This is a genomic window from Gluconobacter frateurii, from assembly GCF_002723955.1.
Lineage (GTDB): Bacteria > Pseudomonadota > Alphaproteobacteria > Acetobacterales > Acetobacteraceae > Gluconobacter > Gluconobacter frateurii.
Window position 1 is genome coordinate 198,470 of sequence record NZ_BEWN01000001.1, and the last position, 22,286, is coordinate 220,755.

The following is a 22,286-nucleotide window of genomic DNA, read 5'->3' on the forward strand; positions in this document are numbered from 1 at the left end:
GACCGGGTTATTGAAACCCTGTTCATGGAGAGGTGCGTCTTGAGGTCTCTTTTTCAATGCTATCGACGATCGGCATGGAGCCTGTTGGCCGCAATTTGCGTGGCCATGCTGGCTCTGGGGATCGTGCACCCGGCGAGGGCAACCTCTGCCGCCACTCTGCCTCCGGTTGCTCCTGTCATATCGTGTGAAATGCTTGGAAAAACGGATCTGGCACCCTTCGTTGGTGCGTCTGTTGATCATCAGGTTGCGGTCGTTCTGGAAACTCCAAAAGGCAAGTTCTGCAAGGTTGCCGGGCAGATCGCGCCAAGCATTTCCTTCGAAGTTGACCTGCCCATGGAACACTGGACGCAGCGGTTTCTGCTCGGCGGTTGCGGTGGCCTGTGTGGCATGACCCATGTCGGTGTCAGCAATGCTGGGGCCTGCGCCCCTGCCTTGAATGGTGAATTTGTCATGGCCGGTGATGATCTGGGTCACACCGGTTCCATGATGGGATTACAGCAGGGCTTCTTTGGCAAAGACCCGCAGAAGCGGATTGATTTTGCATATCGTGCCAATCATCTGACCACACTCGCCGCCAAAGCACTGACGAAAACGTTTTATGGTCAGACTCCGAAGTATTCTTATTTTGTAGGCTGTTCGGATGGTGGACGCGAAGCGCTTATGGAGGCGCAGCGCTTTCCGGATGATTTTGACGGGATTTCCGCCGGAGCTCCGGCCGCTCTCTTCACGGTGCAGAACTCATTTTACCACGCTTGGAATGTCCGCGGGAACCAGCGCGCTGATGGCACGAACATCCTGTTACAGGATCGTGTTTCTATTCTTCATGACGCAGTTGTTCAGCACTGTCCGACACTGTCCGGAGTGGCAGACGGTATTCTGGAGGAGCCGCGAGCTTGCCATTTTGATCCTGCGTGGGTGCAGTGTCCGGTCGATCAAACAGATACGTCCCATTGCCTGACAGCGGAGGAAACACAGGCAGCACTTCGGATCTACAGCGGGGCAACTGATGCGTCCGCCCGGTCCTATATTCTGCACGGGCCATTCCCCGGTTCCGAAACGCAGTGGGCGCTGCCTTCGTCCCCAACCGGCGAGAGCATGAGCAATGGAATTGCGGCTTCGGCCATTGCGTATGTCATTTCACCGGAAGTGAACGAAAAGGCAGCAGATCTGAAGCTGTTCCAGTTCGATCAGGCGACGTTCAACATCATGAATGAACTGGTGCCACTCTATAATGCAGAGAATACGAACCTACATCCGTTTCAGCGCCGAGGTGGTCATCTGATTCTCTGGCATGGTCTGGCCGACCAATCGATTTCTCCCGTCAACACGATTGCCTATTATCAGGGTGTACAGAAGGAAATGGGCCGTAAACTGACGGATCGTTTCCTGCGTTTTTATCTGCTTCCGGGGGTTGGGCATTGTGGAAACGGTGACGGCTTTCCGCAGGTGGATTTCCTGTCTCCGCTGATGGCATGGACGGAAAACGGAACTGCGCCAAACGCGATCCTGACGGAAAGAACCGCGCAGTCCGATCTGCCTATGGGGCCGCCAGGGCAGAAGCCGGGAGGTACAGGGAAAATTGGGGGTGGTCAGATCCACGCAGCGGTCATGCCCAGTCAGCCTTATGCCCGGCCCAATGGTGCAGCAATCGCCAGTCGACCAGTTTATCCTTACCCGTTTATTGCCCGCTATACGGGGCATGGAGATGTGAATTCCGCTGCGAATTACCATCCTGTGAAGTCATCGGTTTCCCTGCCAATGACGTTTGACAGTTATTCCAACTCCCTGATTGGGCCGGATAATCAGAAGGATTACACGGTGCGCGACGGGAAACTGGCCGTACAGGAGCATACTCATGGATGACAAACTGAACGCTGTTCTGGATCTCTATTATGAGCGGATCCAGAAAGAACGGCAGGAGCATGCGGACGGGATTTCCCGCCCCGCGTCCGAGCGTTTCATGGCGGTAGGTCCGCAGACCGGGCAACTGATCAACATTCTGGCGCGCAACCTCAAAGCACCGACGATCCTCGAACTGGGAACGTCCTTTGGCTATTCCACCCTGTGGTTGGCGGAAGCGGCACGCCGAACGGGCGGTCGTGTCATCACCATGGAGCTGGAGCAAGAGAAGGTTGCTTTCGCCAGAGACATGGCTGCGCGTGCCGGTGTGGAAGAACACATTGAGTACCGTATCGGGGATGCGGTTGAGATGATTTCAGAGCTGAAGGACGGCATTGATTTCGTCCTTCTGGACCTCTGGAAGAATCTCTATGTGCCATGCCTTGAAGCCCTGATGCCGCATCTGCGGCCGGGTGCCGTTCTGGTTGCGGATAATATGGTTGTTCCGGGTGGTGAAGACGCCCGGCGCTATCAGGAATTCGTTCGCTCCCGTCCTGGTATTCTGAGTGTTCCGCTCTCCGTCGGGACAGGGCTGGAAGTCAGCCGTTTTCTGCCCGGCTAAATTTTTTATTCTCTAACAGGGCGTCTGCGTCCCTTTCTGGAAAGCTCAATGTTCAGAACTTTCATGAACCGTTACGGAACCCCACTGACGACAGGATTCTTCCTGATCTCGGCCATTACCGGGGTGGCACTTTTCTTCCACTGGGGCCCCGGAGCTTTCCACCCGATGCATGAATGGCTGAGCATGGTCCTGCTCGTGCCGTTTGCGCTGCATCTGATCAAGAACTGGACGTCACTCGTCAATTACGCCCGGCGCGGAACGCTCTATATTCCGCTTCTGGTGGTACTGGCTTCAACAGCCTATTTCTTCCTGCCGCAATCGTCGTCCGGCCATGCTGGCAACAAGCAGGTTGCCTTCATGCTGGTACCGTTGGTGACGCAGGCTCCCCTGTCTCAGGTCGCTCCGCTCGCGCATATGGACGGGGGAATGCTGGCCCATAAGCTCTCTGCGCATGGCCTGACGGTGACATCTGAAGATCAGTCGATTGCGCAGATTGCTGAAGCGAATGGCAAGAATACGAATGACGTTCTGGCCATGGCGTTTCAGAGTGGTGGCCATGGACATCAGCATGGCCCATCAGAACACGACCATCACGACGAGCATTGATGCGAGACCGATTGCCCCGTTTAGAAAACGGGGCAATCCAGCTTAAAGTTCAGCCCATTGCCGCAGAAGGTTGTGGTAGGTTGAGGTCAGACCCAGAACCGCTGGGTGATCATCGGGAAGGGCCTTGCGGGTCTCGATGATGGAGCGATCAAAATCATATAAAAGAGCACGCTTCGTATCGTCCCGGACCATGGACTGGGACCAGAAAAACGATGCCCAACGGCTCCCGCGCGTAATGCGATTGACGCTGTGCAGGCTTGTGGACGGGTACACAACCATGTCGCCCGCAGGCAGTTTGACGCTTTGATTGCCGTATGTGTCCTGAATAACAAGTTCTCCGCCGTCGTAATCTTCGGGCGAAGACAGGAACAGCGTTGAGGAAACATCCGTCCGGATGCGGAAGCCTGCGCCCGGAATAGGGCGGATGGCATTATCAACATGAGCGTTGAAATGCATTCCGGTATCGTACCGGTTGAAGAGCGGCGGATAAACCCGCAGAGGCAGGGCCGCACTGTTGAAGGTGGGATTGCGGCCGAGCGCGCGCAGAACAATGTCCCCCAGTTCCCGACAGACATCTGAATCCTGAGGAATTTGCAGGTTTAGCTTTGCTTTCGCGGACTGCTCCCCTGCTGTGACACGGCCATCCGTCCATTCCGCAGCCTCCAGGCGTTCACGGCAGTAGCGGACTTCCTCTACGGACAGAACATTCGGGACGTGGATCAGCATGTTTCCGGGGCTTCCTTGTTTTGAAATGCGGCCTTTCTCAAGGTCGGTTCAAAATCCTGCTTGTAAATAAGAATGACTCTCATTATCGTTCATAAAACTCTTTGCGGATTTCTGCAATCCATATGGCGTTTTGTGTCAGGGGTTGCGCACGTTCGGCGTCAGCATCCAGCAAAGAACAGATATGGTTCAACCCCGAGACAGGAGGGCGCAGCGTGTCGCCCCGACAGGCACAGTAATGTCTCTTACGTTCTCTCCCTGGCAGATGTTTCTTGGCGCCGGGCCGGTTGTCCGCTGCGTCATGACGCTTCTGGCTGCGGCATCCGTCGTCACATGGACGATTTTCATTGCCAAAACTGTGGAGCTGGTTCGGCTGCGTGCGCAGCTCAAAAAATCAGAAACGGCTCTGGAAGACGCAGACACGCTGCATCTGGGAGAAGAATGGACGCGCGATGGTGCGGGTATCGCTCACGCCATGGTGCTGGCCGCAGAAGCGGAGCGCCGCCGCTCGGAAGATATTCCTGCCGATCGTGAAGGCATCAAGGAGCGGATCGTCCTGCATCTTGAGCGTCTGGAAGCTGCTGAAGGCCGCCGCCTGATGAGGGGGACCGGCGTGCTCGCCACGATTGGTGCGACGTCTCCCTTCATTGGCCTGTTCGGAACGGTATGGGGCATCATGTCCTCCTTTACCGGCATCGCCGCCGCTCATGCGACCAGCCTGGCTGTTGTTGCTCCTGGTATCGCAGAGGCTCTGCTGGCCACGGCGCTTGGTCTGGTTGCGGCCATCCCTGCTGTTGTGATTTACAATCATCTGGCCCGTCAGACGGCGGCCTGTCGCGCCTGTGTGGCGGATCTGACGTCACTGGTGATGCGTCTGGTCTCCCGTGATCTGGCCCGCGCGGCGCTTGCAGCAAGCGGCAATGTCGTCCGCTTCATGGCTGCCGCGGAGTAATCGCAGGCATGGCCATTCATATTCGTCATGCCGATGAGGCGGTGCTGGAAGCGCACGAAATCAACGTGACGCCCTTTATCGACGTCATGCTCGTTCTGCTCGTGATCTTCATGGTTGCTGCACCTCTGACGACGGTCAACGTCCCGGTTGATTTGCCATCTTCAACCGAAGCACCCGCTCCCCGCCCGGACGAACCGGTTTTCCTGACCGTCAAGGCTGACCATACGTTGGCTCTGGGCGAAGATGCCGTCAGTTCGGATCAGCTTATTGATGCACTCGGCAAAGCCAGCAAAGGGAACAAGGAAGAGCGGATTTTCCTGCGGGCGGACAAGACCGTCGATTATGGAACGCTGATGGATGTGATGGGGCAGCTTCGGAAGGCTGGTTTCCTCAAGGTCGCACTTGTCACGCTTCAGGGGCAGGAGGCTGGGGAAGGGCCGTGAGTTCTTCACACGCGTCTCTCCCCACGACCTTTCGGGACTGGTATCAATGGTATCAGCAGACAGAAGACCAGCGGAGTGTCCGTGTCTGGGGTCTGTCTGGTGCCGCCATGACTGTTCTGACAGGCGTGGCACTCTGGTGGGCCGTAACGCATGCGCCCCCACAGGTTGCGGCCCCAAGTGCTGCACCGCCTCCGGCTATTGCGATTGACATGTCGCCCATGCCGACACCTGCGCCCGCTCCTCCACAGGAAGTTGATCCCGGGCCGCAGCAGATGGTCACGCCGCCGGAACCGCAGCCGGATACGCCTCAGCAGGTCGATGCGCCGCCGTCTCCGGCACCGCATCCGCCCGTGCCTGTTCCGAAGCTGGAGAAGGTCAAAGTTCACAAAAAGACAGCAAAAACGCCTTCCCAGCCTGTAAAGCCGGTCCCGATGCAGGCGCCTGTCGCCGAGAAAATGACTGCGCCGCCCGCTGCGGACAGTACGCCATCGCAGAGCAGTAGCGCGGCCTCTACGTCCCATGCCAGTCGTTCCAGCAATGCCCCCGTGACGTGGCAGGGTGATATTCTGGCGCGTCTCGAACGTTTCAAGCGTTATCCGGCAGAAGCTCTGGCCGAGCATCAGGAAGGCACACCGATTCTGTTCTTCGTCATGGATCGACACGGGCATGTTCTGTCTGCAAAGATCCGGAAGAGTGGTGGCTTTGCGCTGCTTGACGAAGAAACACTCGCAGTTGTTCGTCGGGCGGAACCATTTCCGCCTCCACCGGACGAGATCGAAGGTGCGACAGTTTCCCTGACGGTTCCGATCGAATTTTCGGTCGAGGATCAGTAGGGAGAAAAGCTGAAGGAATGCTCCAGTCAGATCGTGGCTGGAGATGACATTGAGGCTGGACGTCTCCAGTTTCCGTAAGCGTTAACGTCAATCAACGCACAGAACCGAACAGCCCCCTGCGCTGTGCCGGGCCTGTGCGTCTGTCGTCATGCAGTCCTCAGACCCGTTACTCAGGGGTAATTCAAGGATGAGAAGATGACCGTTACTGACACCACAACCATTGCTCCCCCGGAAATCCGTCGTGTCATGCACGAGCTGAAACGCCGTGATCTGACCGTTGTGGACGTCGGGCGTGTGACGCCACACATGATCCGCATCACGCTTCAGGATGAGAGTCTTCGGGATTTTCCCAGTCTGTCACCGGATGATCACATCAAGATTTTTGTTCCGCAGGGGAATGGTGACATGGCCCGTCGGGATTACACGCCGCGCGTGTTTGATCGCGCTGCTGGAACGCTGGTTCTGGATTTTGTTGACCATGATGGCGGCCCGGCGGCGGACTGGGCTCGTGGCGCCAAGCCCGGCGATCATCTGGCCATTGGTGGTCCCAAAGGATCGCGCGTCATTACAGGTGATATTCGCCACTGGCTTCTGATTGGGGATGAAACCGCACTTCCGGCTATCGGCAGGCGCGTCGAGGAACTTGCTGCCGGAACGCCGGTCACCACGCTGGCTGCGGTGACAGATGCCTCAGAGGAACAGTCCTTCGAAACGAAGGCGTCCTACACACCTGTCTGGGTTCATCGTCCAAGCGAACAGGCGCATCACGCCGAGCCGTTCCTGCGCGCCCTGAAGACCATTCAGATCGCGCCGCAGACATTCATCTGGGTTGCGGCGGAAGCATCCGTTGCACGGGCCATCCGGAATGTTCTGGAAAATGAGCGCGGAATTTCGCCGCAGTGGATCAAGGCGTCTGGTTACTGGACCAAAGGATGAAAATGGAAAAGCCGCGTGCGTCAAACACGGGGCTTTTATGACAGGGGCGATTTACTGGAAAGGCAGATAGCGGAAATCGAAAAAGACCTGGCTCATGCTGGTATGTGGATCACCCCCGATGCCTTTCCAGATGTCCCTCCGTGCATAGGCAAGCTGGGTGCCACCTTCAACAGTGCCAAAGCGACCTTTGAAGAACCGCCACCAGGCACCGATCGTCGCTTCTGAAATACCCCGCGTATTGGCGGAGCAGGTGAGGGATGAAAGCTCCTGCAGGCAGCCAGCATTTGAGTACAGCGGGTTGCCGTAGCCGTAGGACGAGCCATCGCTATTGAAATAGGCATGTCCCACGCGCTGTGTTCCGAAATATCCGTACACATCAATGTGCGGGTTGGGATGTGCAATAAGGCCTGCCTGCGCCTGAATGCCGAAGAGGGGTACTGGATCTCCCTTGGCATTCAGTGTTGCGTCTGGAAGCAGCACAGAGCCGTAACGGTTGATGCCCCATCCTGCGAGACCCGCAGCGCGGAGTTCCAGCTTGCTTGGGATGATCGGTAGGATTAGGGAGCCCCCAGCACCGCCAGCAATGGCCGTGTTGTTGTGGCCCGTATGATTGATGGTCACGCGATCATGCGGGAAATGCAGAATGCCCTCGACTTCGTAATGGCCCCAGCTTGGATCGTAAGCCAGTTTGCCAATCAGGTCTGGCGCGATTTCGTTTGAGAAGTTCGCTGTGTCATTCGTCAGACCAACGCCGTTTTCGCCAATCGTGGCCGTGTTGCCGTTTGGCAGGGAGACCGTGCCGTTGGAGTTCGTGAAGCCAGTGGTGTCATAAAGAGTTGCCGGGTTTTCGATGGAGAAACCGGCCCAGAGGCGGTGGTCCATGAAATCCTTGACGACGCGAACCTGCCATTGGCGAGACCACGTCTGACCAGCCAGCATGGAGGCTTCAATGGTTTCGGGAAGGCTTTCCTGGCGGGCCACAATGCCGATACGGCCGGGTGTCAGAAGGCTCCAGGCTTGGCCGCCAAGGAAATGCCAGCCAGCTTTGTTGTCATCATAGGCCAGATAGGCCTGACGCATCCGGAACGCATAGCTGTTGCTTTCATACGGATCTGTCGTGACAGCGCCGGCACCAAAATCGGATTCAAAGAAGCCTGAAATGGTGGCTTCAGAATTGATGTTGCCGCGTGCCAGAAGGGAAAGGCGGCTATATCGGGCGCTCCCTTCAAAATTATTGGTATGATACCGCGGTTCATTCGGATACGGCATGTCCTGCCAGTAATTGAATGTGCCAGACGCGACATGACGGTTCTCAAGAACCGCCGCCATATCGACAAATCCACCAAGCATGATCGTGACGGGGCCAAGGTGAAATACCCCCCGATCGCCGACAGCACCGGCTGCCTGAGCGCCGATCGTTTCACGAGGGTGTGGGCCAACGCCATTTTCAGCGAAGTGAACCATGACATCTTCGGCGCGTCGCCCCACAACGGCGAGTTCCGACCCGGTTCCTGCATCAGTTACAGCACGCCCGTTGCGGTCCAGCGCGACCCTGTCACGTATCTGAGTGGAGCTGGAAACTGGCCTTGCAGAAACGGATGCGCGTGTGGTCTCCGTTTCGGTTGCCAGTTGTGTCGATTTTAGCAGAGAATGATGGCTGGACCCCGCAGTACTTGCATGTGTTGTTGGTGACACTCCCCCATTACGGGCAGATGCGGTCTCGGTCAGGGGCGTTTTGGTTGCCCCATGAGTTGTCGTCCCTCGGTGTTTTGCCATTTCCGAGCGCAGAACGACCAGATCCCGATTGATCTCTTCCTGTTCCTTCTGAACATGCGCCTGTGCTTCCTGAAGGCGATGCATTTCCTGCTCCATGCGAGACAGCACATCGTCATCAGCAGCATAGGCGAGAGGGACGCTTGCGATCAGTCCGGATGCCGTACCTATCATCAAGATTTTTCGGACTGAAAAGCGAAGAGGAAACAACGAGATACTCCATGTCAAAACATGTCTGTCTTATGACACGAAGTTGTGATCGGGAAGGTTAAAAAAGGTTTCAGAATCAGGAAGAATTTCGCGGCAATAAAAACAGGGGCAGGAGCCTGTGGCGACCACGGCTGACCACTATACGAATATTGCGTAATCGTTATTACCCTGACTAAGCTCCGGCACTTTTTCCCGTGTGACTGGAAATTCGAACATGCTCCTCCGCCCGTCTCAATGGCGTCGTCACATCCTCGTCCTGTCATGCATCGGAGGCGCGATGCTTCCCGGTGCAATAGCAATTGGCGCACCTGTCAGCGTTCCGACGGCGAGTCATGTCCTTCATCCCATTGCCTTCAACGATGAAGTCAAAACACGACAGGCTCTTGTGGCTGTCGCTCTGGGACAGGCACCGGCCGATCTCATCATTCACAATGCGAAGGTATTGAACGTCTATACCCTTAGCTGGGAAGACGGGCAGGACATTGTCGTTGCCCGCCAGCGCATCGCCTGGGTCGGCCCGACAGGGCAGTGGAAAGGGCATGCGGCTTCAGTGTTCGATGCCAGGGGCCTTCCTGCCGTGCCGGGGTTTGGTGAATCCCACAAACACATAGAAAGCTCAATGTTGTCGCCTGAACTGGAGGCGGCACTCGTCATTCCCCTTGGCAATACGTGGACGACCGAAGGCTCCCATGAATTCGCCAATGTCAGTGGGGTGCATAACGTCGAATTCTGGCTGACGCCTGAACGGCTCGGAAGTCCGCTGAAAATTTTCCCTGCATTGGGGTCAGCCACGCCACCTTCAGCTTTCGAGCAGGGCGGGGGGAGTTATGCTTATCAGGAAATCGCGGACAATATTCGCGATAATCCCCGGGTTCAGGGGTTGGATGAAGTCATGGACTGGCCTGCGGTGTCCAATCCTTCTCATCCCGGTCATCAGCGGATCTGGGAGAATATTCAGGCCACATTTGATAATCGTGGCGTGATTGACGGGCATGGTGCCGGATTGTGGGACATGGATACGATCAACGCCTTCGCGGGTGCAGGGCTTTCCAGCGATCACGAAACCCGCTTGCCACAGGAGGCATGGAACAAACTCCAGCATGGATTATTTCTGCAATTGCGGGACGATAATATCGAGCGTGCTGTCCCCTATTTTGTCAACAAGGGCCTGAAGAGCTGGAGCAACGTTTCCCTTGTCACGGATGACCGGAATGTTGCTGATACCCTCAAGCAGGGAACGATGGATTACCACATTCGGCTGGCCATCAAGATGGGCGCTCCGGTGGAGGCGGCTTATGCCATGGGCAGCCTTTACCCGGCACAGCATGGTCATATGGACCAGATTGTCGGATCAATTACACCAGGGCGCTATGCGGATGTTGTTCTTCTGTCGTCAGTCCCAGACGTCAAAATCAAATATGTTTTCGCGAATGGGAAGCTGGCGGCTCAGGAAGGAAAATACCTGCTGCCAGTTCCTAAAATCACATGGCCGTCCTGGGCTTCCGATACCATTCATATTGGCAGGAAACTGACGGCAAAGGATTTCGAAATTCTTGCGCCTCAAGGGAAGACAACGCAGGTCACGGCCGCAATCCAGGCACCATTTTACACGGACCCTGTACAGAAAACGGCAACGCTTCCTGTCGTGGATGGTGTGGTTCAGCGGGACATCACCCATGACATTATCAAAGTTGCAACCGTGGATCGTTACATGGGGCAGGGACGTCTGGGAAAGATGTTCTGGACGGGAAATGGCCCAAAGACGCCGGATAGTGCGATTGCCACGTCCGTTTCTCATGACCTGCACAACATCACCGTCATGGGAACGAGTGATGAGGCCATGGCGCTGGCCGTCAATCGCATTGCCGAACTCAGGGGCGGCATCGTGATGGTTTCACACGGAAAGGTTCTTGCAGAAATGCAGTTGGAAATTGCAGGCCTGATGACTAGCCGACCCATTCAGGAAGCAGCGGCAAGCATGGAAAACGTCTACGCCAAAGCAGACACTCTGGAGTGGATCGGGACGCCCGGCTACCCGCGGAGACTTCTGATTTCCATGATTACCTGTAGCCCGTTCACATGGCGGCTTGTTGTTCCGTATCCTGGCAATCCAAGCGGGCTTGTTCTTCTTCAGACAGGGCAGACGATGCCTACGGTCTGGTAACGCATGGGTGATATTTGCAGGGGGCTGAAAACTATTGGCCTCACTTTCAGGTCCAGCACCCGTATCATTGTTCTTGCGGGTCTGCTTGGTTTCGCCCCTGTCGCCAAGGCAGATCCTGAGTCCATGACAAGAGTGCTGGTCTCGCTGGATCGGCCCGATGCGGCAACAGTCATGATTGACATGGATCTGACAGTTCTGCTGGGCGATCCAGCCCGATATTATGCTTTGGCGAGCGGGACTGGCCCGCAGCATGAGGCGGATGTTCGACATGTTGCCGAACGTATTACGCAGGTCTTGCCGCTTTTTGCGGGGCAACGTGCGCTGCCTGCGACGTTTGTAAGTTACGGTTTTTCTTTCAAAAGCCGCGAAGAATACATGGATCTTGCGGCCGACAAGCCCGCACATTTCCAGTTCGATGTTCCTCTGCCCCCGGATGGTGGGCCGCTACAGCTCCGAATCCCGCTCGGCGCACAGATCGATTATCCGGTCGCCTACACACTGCAATTTCCCGAGCGACATTTCACACAGACCCGCTGGCTGGATGCAGGACAGCATGAGAGTCTGGCCTTCGATTATCGGGGTAAGTTGCCTGTTGGGCACGCTGAACAACCTGCCAGTTTCGATCCGGATACATTGAGCTGGTGGCAGCAGCTTCCGGTCTATCTGAAACTTGGCTTCAAGCACATTGTCCCGGAAGGAACGGATCATATCCTGTTCGTTCTCGGACTTTTCTTCCTCGGGATCAGCTGGCGAAAACTGCTTTCGCAGACCACTGTCTTTACAGTGGCGCATGCCACAACGCTGTTTCTTTCGACCTATGGAATTTTCGAGCTTCCCAGCCGCTTTGTGGAGCCGGCTATTGCGCTGTCAATTTCGTTCGTGGGGCTGGAGAATGTCTTTAGCCCCCGATTAGGAATAGTGCGGCTACTGGTCGTCTTTGCTTTCGGCCTGATTCATGGCTTTGGCTTTGCCAGCAGTTTGAGCGAAGTGCCCTTTCCCAAACGGGATTTCATCGGTGCTCTGCTGGGATTCAACCTGGGCGTGGATGCCGGACAGCTTTTTATCATCCTGCTCGCCACTCTGGCGGTCGGATGGTTCAGAAAACGTCCGTGGTTCAGAAGCCGGATTGCGATACCGGGATCACTTGTCATTGCGGCTATTGGTCTGTTCTGGGCCGGTCAACGCATCCTGGCGTATCACCTGCTTTTCTGAGAGCTTTGCTTACGGTCATGTTGGAATGACAAAAGAGCGGTTCTCAGAGGAGAGACGTTTATCATTATAGTGCTCAGGTCTGCTGTCGTCTGCCACAAGAGGCAGATCTCAAAGCCGGCCAAAGAGACCTGAAATCTCATCAGGGATAGTGTTTTTTTGATTACCTCGTTTGGTCTCATCTGAGATCAAAAGCAGCTTATTACATAACTTAGAAAGCTCTAAGTGCTTGTAAAGCTTGGTGTCCCGTACGGGATTCGAACCCGTGTTGCCGCCGTGAAAGGGCGGTGTCCTAGGCCTCTAGACGAACGGGACTGGAGGCGTGAGCGGGTGTATAAGGGGGTTCCTGACCCCCGTCAAGCGGCTGAAACGTCAGAAATGAAAAAAGTCAGATTTTTTCTTTCCTGCCAGGTTTCTACCCGCAGATGTCCTGCCAGATGCAGGAGTGGCATCGTCCGATCTTCAAGCAACGGAACAAAGGGTTTGTCTCCTGCACGGAAAACGAGCGCCTTTAGACGTGTGCCACCGTCTTCTCCCTGAAACATCAGGCGCAGGGTGTTACCGTCTTTGCCGATCCGATCGCTTTTGACGCACCGAACATTACTAATCGCCAATACCGGCTCTTCATTGCCTGGTCCGAAAGGGGCCAGCCGCTCAAGTTGAGAAGCGACTTCGAGCGAGGCGCCACGCAAGGTCAGAAGCCCGTCAATACGGAGCGCTTCCTGCACAGGGAGAGCGCGGGCCTCTGACAGGGTGGCGTCCAAAAAATCGTGAAAGGGCTTGGCATTGTCATTAGTCAGGGAAAAACCTGCTGCCATGGCATGTCCACCCCCAGTGACCAGAAGGCCTGACTGGCGGGCGGTAATGACTGCACCTCCTATGTCCAGTCCAGGTACGGATCGCGCTGAGCCTTTGATGATTCCGTCCGCAAATGCCCCGACAAGGGCAGGACGGTTGAAGCGTTCTTTCAGGCGTCCTGCGACAATTCCCACCACACCTGGATGCCACGTTTCTCCGTGCAGGAAGATGACGGCGTGGCCGTCTTCGATCTGTTGCTCGGCCTGTTCCATGGCCTGCGTGAGAATCCCGGCTTCCACGCTCTGGCGTTGTCGGTTGACGCTGTCGAGTTCATCAGCAAGCGTACGGGCTTCAACAACGTCATCAGACAGGAGGAGACGCAGGCCCAGATTGGCTTTGGCAATTCGGCCACCGGCATTGATCCGTGGGCCAAGAGCAAAACCACAGGCCATGGCGCTGGCTTCTTCCTTTACGCCTGCCACGGAAGATAGCGTCGCCAGCCCGAGGCGCTCTCCGCGACCCATGACGCGCAATCCTTGCATGACGAGCGCGCGGTTCAGACCGGTCAGAGGCATAACGTCACAAATGGTAGCGAGGGCTGCGAGGTCAAGGCGCTTGAGCAGGTTGGGAGGCTGGCGCCCGTCGGTGAACCAGCCTTCCTGACGCAGGAGGCGTACTGTAGCGACCATTGTCAGAAACGCGACTGCGGTGGCGCAGATTGATCCCAAACCGGATGTGCAATCCAGTCGGTTGGGGTTTACGACAAGGCTTTTAGGAAGAATGGAACCATCCGGTTTGTGATGGTCTAGAACAATGACGTCGGTCTGACCGTGGAAGCCGTTCAGAATGTCGATGGCGGCTGTTCCGCAATCGATGCAGACCAAAAGGGTCGCGCCGTCAGCGACAAGCTTTTCCAGGGCGGCTGTATTAGGGCCGTAACCCTCGGTCATCCGATCGGGAATATGTGTGCTGACTGTGCAGCCCATTTCACGAAGCGTGTCGCAGACCAGTGCCGTGCCGCAGGCCCCATCGACGTCATAATCGCCGAAAAGGCCCACATGCTCCCGATTGCGAACAGCCTGAGCCAGTCTGGCTGCGGCCGCGTCCATATCCTGAAGGCAGGACGGATCGGGCATGAGATCGCGGAGGCGTGGGTCCAGAAAGGACGCAGCGTCCGTGGCAGTGACGCCACGGGCTGTCAGGATACGGGCCAGAAGTTCTGGAATGGCCGCGCGCTGGGCCAGACCAAGGGCGAGGCGGTTATCCGCCTCTGCTAGACGTGGATCGCGCCAGATCCACCGACGGTTGCCTGCGCTGCGGGATACTCCGAGAACCAGGCCCGTATCGTCTTCTAACATGCTACTCCATTCAGGATGGTCGATTTGTCTTCAGGCTGAAGTCGTGATGGCTTTCAATATAGCGAACTGTGCCTGATTTTGAACGCATGACAATCGAATGCGTCTTGGCGCGGGTCGGGCTGATCCGTTCCACACCCTTCAGCAGAGAGCCGGTGGTGACGCCTGTAGCGCTAAACAAAACGTGACCGGCGGCCATGTCGTGCAGACCAAGAAGACGCGTGGGGTCTTTGCCATCAGCCATTTCGCGGGCGCGTTCACGCTGTGCATCGTCTTCGAACAGCAGGCGACCCTGCATCTGGCCATTCATGCAGCGGATTGCTGCGGCTGCCAGAACACCCTCAGGAGCACCGCCGGAACCAGCGTAAAGATCCACGCCACCGCCATCGATGCAGGTGGCGATTGCTGCAGCAACGTCACCGTCGCTGAGAAGCTGAACGCGGGCACCAGCCTGGCGGGCGCGGGCAATCAGTTCTTCATGGCGCTCGCGGTCTAGCGTACAGAGCACGAGGTCTGACACGTCGCGCTTCTTGGCCTTCGCAAGATTGCGCAGGTTTTCTTCAATGGAAGAATCAAGATTGACGACATCGTCCGGCAGGTCCGGTCCGACGACAATCTTTTCCATGTAGATGTCTGGGGCGTGCAGGAACTTGCCACGCTCGGCGAGGGCAACCACCGTAATGGCATTCGGCAGGCTCTTGGCGCAGAGGTTCGTACCCTCAAGCGGATCGACCGCAATGTCCATGGCTGGGCCGCCGGAGCCGACCTTTTCACCGATGTAAAGCATCGGGGCTTCGTCCATCTCGCCTTCGCCAATGGTGACGATGCCATCAATGGCAACCGTATCAAAGGCGGCGCGCATGGCCTGAACAGCCGCACCGTCGGCGTCGTTCTTCAGGCCGCGGCCTGTCCAGCGGTCAGAGGCAATGGCGGCCGCTTCCGTGACGCGGACAAGCTCCAGCGCCAGGTTGCGGTCGGTAACGCGGTAGGGAAGAACACTTGTGGGATCGATCACTGGAGAGAATCCTCGATCTTGAGCACTAAAGGAGCCCCATTAACAACTGGGAGCGCGGAAAGTGCTGTTATAGCTGCAGAAATAGCCTTTTCTGGGGCCTGATGAGTCACCAGGGCCAGATGTGCACGTCCCGCCGCAGCGTCATGTTGCGAGACGAAGTGCACGGAAACATTATGGTCACGGAGAACGGATGTCAGATCGGCCATGACACCAGAACGATCTTCCACATCCAGACGGATATAGAATGCGCTCTTCAATTCCCCGAGACTTGTGCAAGACACAGGTGCCGGAGCATCTTTGACACCCCAGACCGGGAGGTCTGCTCCGCGGGCAAGGTCGATCAGGTCCGCAACCACGGCGCTTGCCGTTGGGCCTTCGCCAGCGCCACGGCCGGAAATTGTGATGGGACCACTGAACGGCCCCTGTGTGGTGACGGCATTGAAGACCCCTTCCACGGCGGCAATGGCTGCCTTGGCAGGGACGAGGCATGGGCGGACCCATGCTTCGATCCCGTTATCCCCGGTGGCGCGAGCCATACCGAGCAGTTTGATACGGTATCCCAGTTCATTGGCGAACGTCAGGTCCGAGGCTGTCACATCTCGGATACCGTGGACGGGAAGGGTGTCGAATGCGATGGGCTGAAACGCAATTCCGGCGAGGATGGCCAGCTTGTGAGCCGTGTCCCAGCCATCAACATCCGTAGAAGGCTCGGCTTCGGCGTATCCTTTGGCCTGTGCTTCCGTCAGGACGTCCCCGAAATCGCGCCCGGTCGTACGCATTTCCGTGAGGATGTAGTTGCAGGTGCCATTCAGGATGCCACCCACGCTATCCAGACGATCAGCAGCCAGTCCTTCGCGGACGAGCTTGATAGCCGGGATGCCACCGGCGACAGCAGCCTCAAAGAAGAGCGGCGCAGCATTTTCAGCGGAGAGACGCGTCAGTTCCTCGCCGTGCAGGGCCACAAGCGCCTTATTGGCCGTTACCACAGGCACACCACGCGTCAGGGCGGTTTCCACCATGTCACGTGCTGGGCCTTCGGAACCACCGATCAGTTCGACAATAACGTCGATCTCCGGGTCCTGCGCGACGGACACGGCGTTGTCATGCCAGCGCATGCCGGATAGATCGACGCCACGGTCCTTGTCGCGGCTGCGTGCCGTGACTGCGACCACTTCGATCGGCCGGCCGGCCCGGGCCGTAATCGTTTCGGCATTCTTCTGAAGAAGACGAATGACGCCGACACCGACAGTCCCTAGTCCGGCCAGTCCGATCCGCAGTGGTTTCACGATGATGCAGCTCCAAGAAGATCAGCGGTCGATGCGCCGGCACCGTGCCGGCCCATGAAGCTCTTGATGGCCCGCGTCGCCTGACGCAGCCGCTGAGTATTTTCAACAAGTCCGATCCGGACGAACCCTTCGCCATATTCGCCAAAGCCAAGGCCGGGTGCTACGGCCACGCCAGCTTCTTTCAGCAGGAGCTTGGAAAATTCCACGCTCCCCATGTCAGCGAAAGCGGGGGGAATAGGGGCCCATGCGAACATGGATCCGGCGGGGGCAGGAACGTCCCAGCCAGCAGCGCTCAGGCCGCGCAGCAGAACGTCCCGGCGATCCTTATACATGGCGCGGATGTCCGACACGTAATCCTGCGGGCCATTCAGAGCCGCTACAGACGCCACCTGAATCGGCGTGAAGGCGCCGTAATCCAGATAGGACTTGATGCGTGTCAGGGCCTGAATCAGCTTCGGGTTGCCAACGGCAAAGCCCATGCGCCAGCCCGCCATGGAATACGTTTTGGACATGGAGGTGAACTCCACGGCCACGTCCTTCGCGCCCGGTACGGCGAGCAGGGATGGCGGCGGTTCATCCGCATTGAAGTAGATCTCGCTATAAGCGAGGTCCGACAGGATCCAGATGTTTTCCCGGCGCGCGAAAGCCACGATTTCCTTGTAGAAATCGAGATTGGCCACAAAAGCCGTCGGGTTGGACGGGAAGTTGACGATCAGCGCGGTCGGCTTCGGAACGGAGTGACGCACGGCGCGGTCCAGCGCACGCAGCATGTCCTCATCCGGTGTGGCCGGAATGGAACGCACAGATGCGCCTGCAATGATGAACCCGAACTGATGGATAGGGTAGGACGGGTTCGGCACGAGGATCGTATCACCGGGACTGGTGATGGCGGCTGCCAGATTGGCAAGGCCTTCCTTGGATCCCAGCGTCGCGATGACTTCCGTTTCCGGGTCGACGGAGACGTTGAAGCGGCGCTCATAGTAGTTCGCCATGGCGCGGCGCAGGCCCGGAATGCCGCGGCTGACGGAATAGCCATGCGCGCGCGGATCGGCCACTGTTTCGACCAGCTTTTGCACGACATGAGCCGGCGGAGCGCTGTCCGGGTTTCCCATGCCAAGATCAATGATGTCCTCACCGGCCGCTCGCGCGGCTGCCTTGGCCTTGTTCACCTCAGCGAACACATAGGGCGGCAGGCGGCGGATGCGGTGGAACTCTTCGGTCATGACCAGCTCAGGGTAAAAAGATTACGGGAGGAGGCACGATAGACAGGTTTTTCCGTAAGAGGAACAGTCCTTTAAGACATGTTCCTTTCAGCCCTGATCAGCCGCCATTCCGAACGCGAACACCGTTGCCGATGGCCTCGGCACGCAGGACGATGGCCGAAGCTGGGACCCCCCGCTTCATGAGTGCGTCAGCAACGGCGCGCGCGCGCAGAAGGCCAAGGGCGATCTCACGGCTCTGATCCGCAGTAGAGAGGCCAGCATCTGCGCTCATCGCGGCACCGAAGCCGAGAATTGTGATCTTCTGGTTACCACGCTGGGAAATGATTCGTTGGTAGTCCCCTGAGGGATCGCCAATGACGTGATCTGTTGAGGGCTGAAAGCGGATCAGCGTGCCTTCGGGGGTAGACGTATCGACGTCAGGACGCAGAGGGCCGGTCAAATTTGCATCTCGGGGAAGATCAAAACCGGGAAATTGCGGAGCTGGCGGCGGAAGAGCCCCGATCTGCGGGAACTCTCCCGGGGGTGTGGGAGGGATTGATGCAGCGACAACTGGCGGAAGCTCAGCTTCTGGCGGTGTGGGCTGAGGCTGTGACGTCTTTGGTACAGGTGCAGGCTTTGCGGTACCCGCCGGTGCTTCCGGAGCTGCGTTGGCAGGGGGCGTTGTGTCCGCTGGTTGTCCCACCGACGTCATGGTCAGATTATTCTGTTCTTCCGGCTCAGTCCCCGTCGGGTTGACCGCGGATGGTGCAGTCTTCGGCGGCGGAGGCGGGATGGTAGGAAGTGTTCCCTGAGCCGCGCTCTCGCGCTGGGCCAGATTGCGCTGCGCTTCAAGCTGCATTGTCAGGTTAACGCGTGCCTCGGGAGACGGCATTTCCGGATTTTGGGTCGGGGTGCGGCCAACATGTGGGTAAGGCAGGTTCTGTCCCGGTGGAGGTGGGCGCAGCTTGGCGATCTCGCCGCCCTCAAAACTATGCCACCACCCAGCCGGCACATCGACGGGGTCCTGATGCTGGCAGGCGGTAAAGAGGGGTGTGGCCAGCAGCAGCATGAGCGGGATCTTTCCCGCATTTCTGCGCGTTACCACTTTCCCGGGATGCGTCATGTTCCCTGAACCCACTGTGCCGTTCCTGCCTTCGCCAAATCTCTGAACACGGCGGAGACTAGCCGTTCGTGATCGGGATGGCGAGACTTCGTCTTTCCCGGACTTGGCATGAAGGCAAACGAAGAGCAGGATAGGGGGATGAAGACGCACGATGGATCTGGAAACGACATGGACATCACCAGAATGACCCTTACCCGTCTGGACGACGAGCCCGATGCCCCAGAGGCCCCGGAAGACGACAACAAGACGCTGAACAGCCCGATCAGCGAACTCGAAAGCCGCCTGTTCGACCAGCGCAAGGTTCTGATCTTTGGTGGGATCAATGACAAGATCGCGCGTGACGTCACGGGGCGTCTGCTGGCGCTCGCCGGGTCGTCTGACAAGCCGATCGATGTGTATGTGAACTCTCCCGGTGGTCATGTGGAAAGTGGTGACACGATCCATGACATGATCCGCTTTGTGGATTCGATCGCCCCGATCAATATGATCGGCACGGGCTGGGTCGCCTCCGCCGGGGCGCTAATTTATGCGGCTGGTCGCCCGGAGCGTCGCGTCTGCCTGCCGAATACGCGCTTCCTTCTCCATCAGCCGATGGGTGGCGTGCGTGGCCCGGCAACGGATATCGACATTGAGGCTCGTGAGATCATCAAGATGCGTGAGCGTCTGAATAGAATCTTTGCCAAGGAAACTGGCCAGACCTACGAGAAGGTCGCCAAGGATACGGACCGCAATTACTGGATGTCTGCGAAGGAAGCGATTGAATACGGGCTTGTGCACCGTGTTATCCACTCCGCGACCGATCTGAAGTAAAACGACAAGCTCCAAGGGGCACGGCGTGCCGCAGGGCACGCCGCGAAAATATCATGAAAAGCCTGGCTGACATCTATTCCCACCTTCCCGACGCACCGTCGGAGAAGACGCTTGAACGCGTCGATTACGAAGCGCGTCACTGGAGCAGCCCTATCAAGGGGCCTCTCAAGCCGGGAACGGAAGAGCATAAGAAGGCTGTCGCGCAGATGTTCCGCGACACGTTCAATCCATACAAGCCATCTGTCATCGACTGGCCGGAACTGGACCCGGAGACGCTGCATCGCATCACGTCCCTGCCGATCTGGGATATTGCCGTACAGACCGAGGGCAAGGCCCGTCTGCGAATGGCTGCCTATGCTGCCATGATTGATGACCCGGACATGAAGGACGCCCTGTCCCGCAATGCCTGGGAAGAGAACCGGCACAAGGAAGTTCTAAGTAAGCTGGTTGAAGCCTACAAAATTCCGATGGCGCCTGAGCCTCCCTATGTGGAGCCGAAAGACACGGAATGGGCTTATCTCGTGACTGGTTTCTCAGAATGCGTGGACAGCTTTTTCGCGTTCGGTTTGTTTGCGCTGGCTGAACGCGCAGGCCTGTTCCCGATGGAACTGATCGAAACGTTCGAGCCGGTCATGCAGGAAGAGTGTCGTCACATTCTACTCTTTGCCAACTGGCTGGCTTGGCACCGTGCAACCATGCCGTTCTGGAAGCGTCCGTGGTTCGAACTGCGCGTCATTGGCGTCTGGATTTTTCTGGCTTACGAGCGCATGGGGCTGGCGCGCTCCATTGACGACAATGGCGAAGAGCATACGCAGGACAACAACTTCACGGTGACCGGCGCCAAGGATATGACGAATATCGACATCAAGGTTCCTGAGCTGATGCAGCTTTGCCTTGATGAGAATGATCGTCGTTTTGCTGGCTACGATCCGCGCCTGCTGCGTCCGACGACAACGCCTGCAATTGCGCGTGCGATTATTAAAGGCGCCAAGATCTGGGGCTGCGTGAAAAGCAAGTGTTGCCCTGCTAAATCCGCTGCCTAAAAACAGCTTTTAACATTCCGAGCTTTCGGCAAGAGAAAGAGGACAGGTTCGCCTGTCCTCTTTTTTGTGGCTTGATTTGCTCTGGAGCCTTGGGGTGCGGATAAGGCATAGGAAAGGCTGCGATCAAAGCAGTCGGAACCCGCTTATATGACTACGACCCAGTCTTCACTGATGCGCCAGCCCGGCGCCCAGAAGGTCAAGGTAACAAATGAGGAACTGTTCTTTGACCTGATCTATGTGTTTCTGGTCACGCAGGTCAGTCACGGACTGCTCCATCATCTTACATGGCTTGGCGCGCTTCAGATGCTTGTGCTGTGGTTCGCCGCGTGGCTGGGGTGGCAATATACAGGCTGGGTCACGAACTGGTTTGATCCGCGTCTTCCGGCGCTTCGCGGAACCCTCTTCGGTACAATGGCGCTTGCTCTGCTGTGTGGCGCAGCACTTCCAGAAGCCTTTGGCGAACGTGGACTTGCTTTCGCACTCTGCTATGTCGTCATGCAGGTGGGACGGTCAGCGTTTGTCGTGTCACGCCTCCCGTTCACCCACCCTCTGGCCGCGAATTACCGTCGTATTCTGGGCTGGGGGCTGATTGCGTCCGTTTTCTGGATCGCAGGTGGTCTTTCTTCCCCCGACATGCGGCTCCCCCTCTGGGCGATGGGTGTTCTCTGCGAATATGTGTCACCCATGTTCGGTTTCTGGCTGCCCGGTCTTGGGCGCTCCCATACGTCTGACTGGACGATTTCGGGGAGTCATCTCGTTGAGCGCTGCCAGCTTTTCGTGATTGTGGCTCTGGGCGAGACAGTTATGGCATCTGGCTTGTCCATGGCAGAAACCAGTACGTGGTCCCTGATGGAGCTGACGGCTTTTGTCATCAGCTTTCTATGCACCATTGCGATGTGGTGGTTGTATTTTGAAACGTCCAGCGAGGAAGCAGAGCACGCCATTTCCCGCTCTTCCGATCCAGGCCGGATGGGGGCGTTGTTTCATTATCTGCATGCCATACTGATTGGTGGCATCATCATCACGGCTGTGGGGATGGAGATTCTGCTGGAGAGCCCTTTGGAGCCGGCGGAAGGGGCTTCAAAACTGGTTCTTGCACTCGGACCCGCGTTCTATCTGCTTGGAAGCAGCCTGTATCATTGGGTCAGTACACAGAAAATTCCTGCGTTGCAGGCAGGGGGAGCGGTGCTTTTCAGCCTCGCCGCTGTTTTCGTCCCTGCATTGCCGCGGTGGGAACTTGCAGGCGCTGAGAGTGTCGTTCTACTTGCTATCAGTGCTTTCGCAGGGGGAAGCCTAAAAGGAAAATTTCTCTAGGCTCCCCGCGCATACCGACCGGAAACAGAT

At 57.3% G+C, this 22,286-nt stretch carries 19 protein-coding genes and 1 tRNA gene; 12 read left to right on the forward strand and 8 right to left on the reverse strand.

The window, feature by feature from the left end:
- Window positions 1–39: 39 nt before the first annotated feature.
- From GFR01_RS00790 to GFR01_RS00800, 3 genes are read left to right on the forward strand one after another with little or no spacing between them, the layout of a single operon-like run.
- A complete protein-coding gene (locus GFR01_RS00790; protein ID WP_244902092.1) occupies window positions 40–1,863 on the forward strand; it encodes a tannase/feruloyl esterase family alpha/beta hydrolase in 1,824 nt (607 codons plus the stop codon).
- Window positions 1,856–2,461 carry an O-methyltransferase gene (locus tag GFR01_RS00795; protein WP_099180912.1) on the forward strand — a complete coding sequence of 202 codons (606 nt, stop codon included), beginning with the start codon at window positions 1,856–1,858 and terminating at the stop codon, window positions 2,459–2,461. The genes GFR01_RS00790 and GFR01_RS00795 overlap by 8 nt, the downstream gene beginning before the upstream one ends.
- A gap of 48 nt (window positions 2,462–2,509) precedes the next feature.
- Window positions 2,510–3,067, forward strand: a complete 558-nt coding sequence (locus GFR01_RS00800) for a DUF4405 domain-containing protein (protein WP_174694636.1) — start codon at window positions 2,510–2,512, stop codon at window positions 3,065–3,067.
- Window positions 3,068–3,109: 42 nt separating this feature from the next.
- Here the strand turns inward: GFR01_RS00800 and GFR01_RS00805 are convergent, their stop codons facing one another.
- Window positions 3,110–3,793, reverse strand: a complete 684-nt coding sequence (locus GFR01_RS00805) for a Fe2+-dependent dioxygenase (RefSeq protein ID WP_063904442.1) — start codon at window positions 3,791–3,793, stop codon at window positions 3,110–3,112.
- Window positions 3,794–4,028: 235 nt separating this feature from the next.
- On the opposite strand from GFR01_RS00805, the gene exbB reads away from it, so the two are divergent.
- The 4 genes from exbB to GFR01_RS00830 all read left to right on the forward strand — a co-directional run bounded on the left by exbB (window position 4,029) and on the right by GFR01_RS00830 (window position 6,954).
- Entirely contained in the window at window positions 4,029–4,742 is a 714-nt protein-coding gene (gene exbB, locus GFR01_RS00815; protein WP_063904441.1) for a tonB-system energizer ExbB, read from the forward strand.
- Window positions 4,743–4,750: 8 nt separating this feature from the next.
- Window positions 4,751–5,185 (forward strand): TonB system transport protein ExbD, encoded by a 435-nt coding sequence (gene exbD, locus GFR01_RS00820; protein WP_099180914.1) that lies wholly within the window; start codon window positions 4,751–4,753, stop codon window positions 5,183–5,185.
- Window positions 5,182–6,018, forward strand: a complete 837-nt coding sequence (locus GFR01_RS00825) for an energy transducer TonB (RefSeq protein ID WP_099180915.1) — start codon at window positions 5,182–5,184, stop codon at window positions 6,016–6,018. The genes exbD and GFR01_RS00825 overlap by 4 nt, the downstream gene beginning before the upstream one ends.
- 195 nt (window positions 6,019–6,213) lie before the next feature.
- Entirely contained in the window at window positions 6,214–6,954 is a 741-nt protein-coding gene (locus GFR01_RS00830; RefSeq protein WP_099180916.1) for a siderophore-interacting protein, read from the forward strand.
- Window positions 6,955–7,005: 51 nt separating this feature from the next.
- On the opposite strand, the gene GFR01_RS00835 is transcribed toward GFR01_RS00830, so the two are convergent.
- A complete protein-coding gene (locus tag GFR01_RS00835; protein WP_099180917.1) occupies window positions 7,006–8,901 on the reverse strand; it encodes a hypothetical protein in 1,896 nt (631 codons plus the stop codon).
- A gap of 250 nt (window positions 8,902–9,151) precedes the next feature.
- On the opposite strand from GFR01_RS00835, the gene GFR01_RS00840 reads away from it, so the two are divergent.
- Window positions 9,152–11,101: an adenine deaminase gene (locus GFR01_RS00840; protein WP_099180918.1), complete on the forward strand. Its 1,950-nt coding sequence runs from the start codon at window positions 9,152–9,154 to the stop codon at window positions 11,099–11,101.
- A gap of 3 nt (window positions 11,102–11,104) precedes the next feature.
- Complete coding sequence (locus GFR01_RS00845) at window positions 11,105–12,313, forward strand: HupE/UreJ family protein (RefSeq protein WP_099180919.1); 1,209 nt, start codon at window positions 11,105–11,107, stop codon at window positions 12,311–12,313.
- A 236-nt stretch (window positions 12,314–12,549) separates the two neighbouring features.
- Here the strand turns inward: GFR01_RS00845 and GFR01_RS00850 are convergent.
- The 6 genes from GFR01_RS00850 to GFR01_RS00875 all read right to left on the reverse strand — a co-directional run bounded on the left by GFR01_RS00850 (window position 12,550) and on the right by GFR01_RS00875 (window position 19,089).
- Window positions 12,550–12,625: transfer RNA gene (locus GFR01_RS00850), tRNA-Glu, on the reverse strand.
- 41 nt (window positions 12,626–12,666) lie between these two features.
- A complete protein-coding gene (recJ, locus tag GFR01_RS00855; protein WP_099180920.1) occupies window positions 12,667–14,466 on the reverse strand; it encodes a single-stranded-DNA-specific exonuclease RecJ in 1,800 nt (599 codons plus the stop codon).
- 10 nt (window positions 14,467–14,476) lie between these two features.
- On the reverse strand, window positions 14,477–15,478 hold the full coding sequence (gene glpX, locus GFR01_RS00860; RefSeq protein ID WP_099180921.1) for a class II fructose-bisphosphatase: 1,002 nt from the start codon (window positions 15,476–15,478) through the stop codon (window positions 14,477–14,479).
- Window positions 15,475–16,764: a homoserine dehydrogenase gene (locus tag GFR01_RS00865; protein ID WP_099180922.1), complete on the reverse strand. Its 1,290-nt coding sequence runs from the start codon at window positions 16,762–16,764 to the stop codon at window positions 15,475–15,477. Before GFR01_RS00865 ends, glpX begins: the two co-directional genes overlap by 4 nt.
- Window positions 16,761–17,987 (reverse strand): LL-diaminopimelate aminotransferase, encoded by a 1,227-nt coding sequence (locus tag GFR01_RS00870; RefSeq protein ID WP_099180923.1) that lies wholly within the window; start codon window positions 17,985–17,987, stop codon window positions 16,761–16,763. The genes GFR01_RS00865 and GFR01_RS00870 overlap by 4 nt, the downstream gene beginning before the upstream one ends.
- A gap of 97 nt (window positions 17,988–18,084) precedes the next feature.
- The gene (locus tag GFR01_RS00875; protein ID WP_099180924.1) at window positions 18,085–19,089 is read right to left on the reverse strand and encodes a hypothetical protein; all 1,005 of its coding nucleotides are present in this window, start codon (window positions 19,087–19,089) and stop codon (window positions 18,085–18,087) included.
- Between the two features lie 168 nt (window positions 19,090–19,257).
- Between GFR01_RS00875 and GFR01_RS00880 the strand changes: the two genes are divergently transcribed.
- From GFR01_RS00880 to GFR01_RS00890, 3 genes are all read left to right on the forward strand, one after another.
- Complete coding sequence (locus tag GFR01_RS00880) at window positions 19,258–19,899, forward strand: ATP-dependent Clp protease proteolytic subunit (RefSeq protein WP_373317577.1); 642 nt, start codon at window positions 19,258–19,260, stop codon at window positions 19,897–19,899.
- Between the two features lie 53 nt (window positions 19,900–19,952).
- The gene (locus GFR01_RS00885) at window positions 19,953–20,942 is read left to right on the forward strand and encodes a ferritin family protein (RefSeq protein ID WP_063904430.1); all 990 of its coding nucleotides are present in this window, start codon (window positions 19,953–19,955) and stop codon (window positions 20,940–20,942) included.
- 147 nt (window positions 20,943–21,089) lie between these two features.
- A complete protein-coding gene (locus tag GFR01_RS00890) occupies window positions 21,090–22,256 on the forward strand; it encodes a low temperature requirement protein A (protein ID WP_099180925.1) in 1,167 nt (388 codons plus the stop codon).
- The last annotated feature ends 30 nt before the right edge of the window (window positions 22,257–22,286 follow it).

Excerpts from the sequence above, each read along its gene's own strand:
- GFR01_RS00795 (WP_099180912.1), top strand. The coding sequence starts at position 1,856 with ATGGATGACAAACTGAACGCTGTTCTGGATCTCTATTATGAGCGGATC.
- GFR01_RS00800 (WP_174694636.1), top strand. The coding sequence starts at position 2,510 with ATGTTCAGAACTTTCATGAACCGTTACGGAACCCCACTGACGACAGGA.
- GFR01_RS00805 (WP_063904442.1), bottom strand. The coding sequence starts at position 3,793 with ATGCTGATCCACGTCCCGAATGTTCTGTCCGTAGAGGAAGTCCGCTAC.
- exbB (WP_063904441.1), top strand. The coding sequence starts at position 4,029 with ATGTCTCTTACGTTCTCTCCCTGGCAGATGTTTCTTGGCGCCGGGCCG.
- exbD (WP_099180914.1), top strand. The coding sequence starts at position 4,751 with ATGGCCATTCATATTCGTCATGCCGATGAGGCGGTGCTGGAAGCGCAC.
- GFR01_RS00830 (WP_099180916.1), top strand. The coding sequence starts at position 6,214 with ATGACCGTTACTGACACCACAACCATTGCTCCCCCGGAAATCCGTCGT.
- GFR01_RS00835 (WP_099180917.1), bottom strand. The coding sequence starts at position 8,901 with ATGATAGGTACGGCATCCGGACTGATCGCAAGCGTCCCTCTCGCCTAT.
- GFR01_RS00840 (WP_099180918.1), top strand. The coding sequence starts at position 9,152 with ATGCTCCTCCGCCCGTCTCAATGGCGTCGTCACATCCTCGTCCTGTCA.
- GFR01_RS00845 (WP_099180919.1), top strand. The coding sequence starts at position 11,105 with ATGGGTGATATTTGCAGGGGGCTGAAAACTATTGGCCTCACTTTCAGG.
- recJ (WP_099180920.1), bottom strand. The coding sequence starts at position 14,466 with ATGTTAGAAGACGATACGGGCCTGGTTCTCGGAGTATCCCGCAGCGCA.
- GFR01_RS00870 (WP_099180923.1), bottom strand. The coding sequence starts at position 17,987 with ATGACCGAAGAGTTCCACCGCATCCGCCGCCTGCCGCCCTATGTGTTC.
- GFR01_RS00875 (WP_099180924.1), bottom strand. The coding sequence starts at position 19,089 with ATGACGCATCCCGGGAAAGTGGTAACGCGCAGAAATGCGGGAAAGATC.
- GFR01_RS00880 (WP_373317577.1), top strand. The coding sequence starts at position 19,258 with ATGGACATCACCAGAATGACCCTTACCCGTCTGGACGACGAGCCCGAT.
- GFR01_RS00885 (WP_063904430.1), top strand. The coding sequence starts at position 19,953 with ATGAAAAGCCTGGCTGACATCTATTCCCACCTTCCCGACGCACCGTCG.
- GFR01_RS00890 (WP_099180925.1), top strand. The coding sequence starts at position 21,090 with ATGACTACGACCCAGTCTTCACTGATGCGCCAGCCCGGCGCCCAGAAG.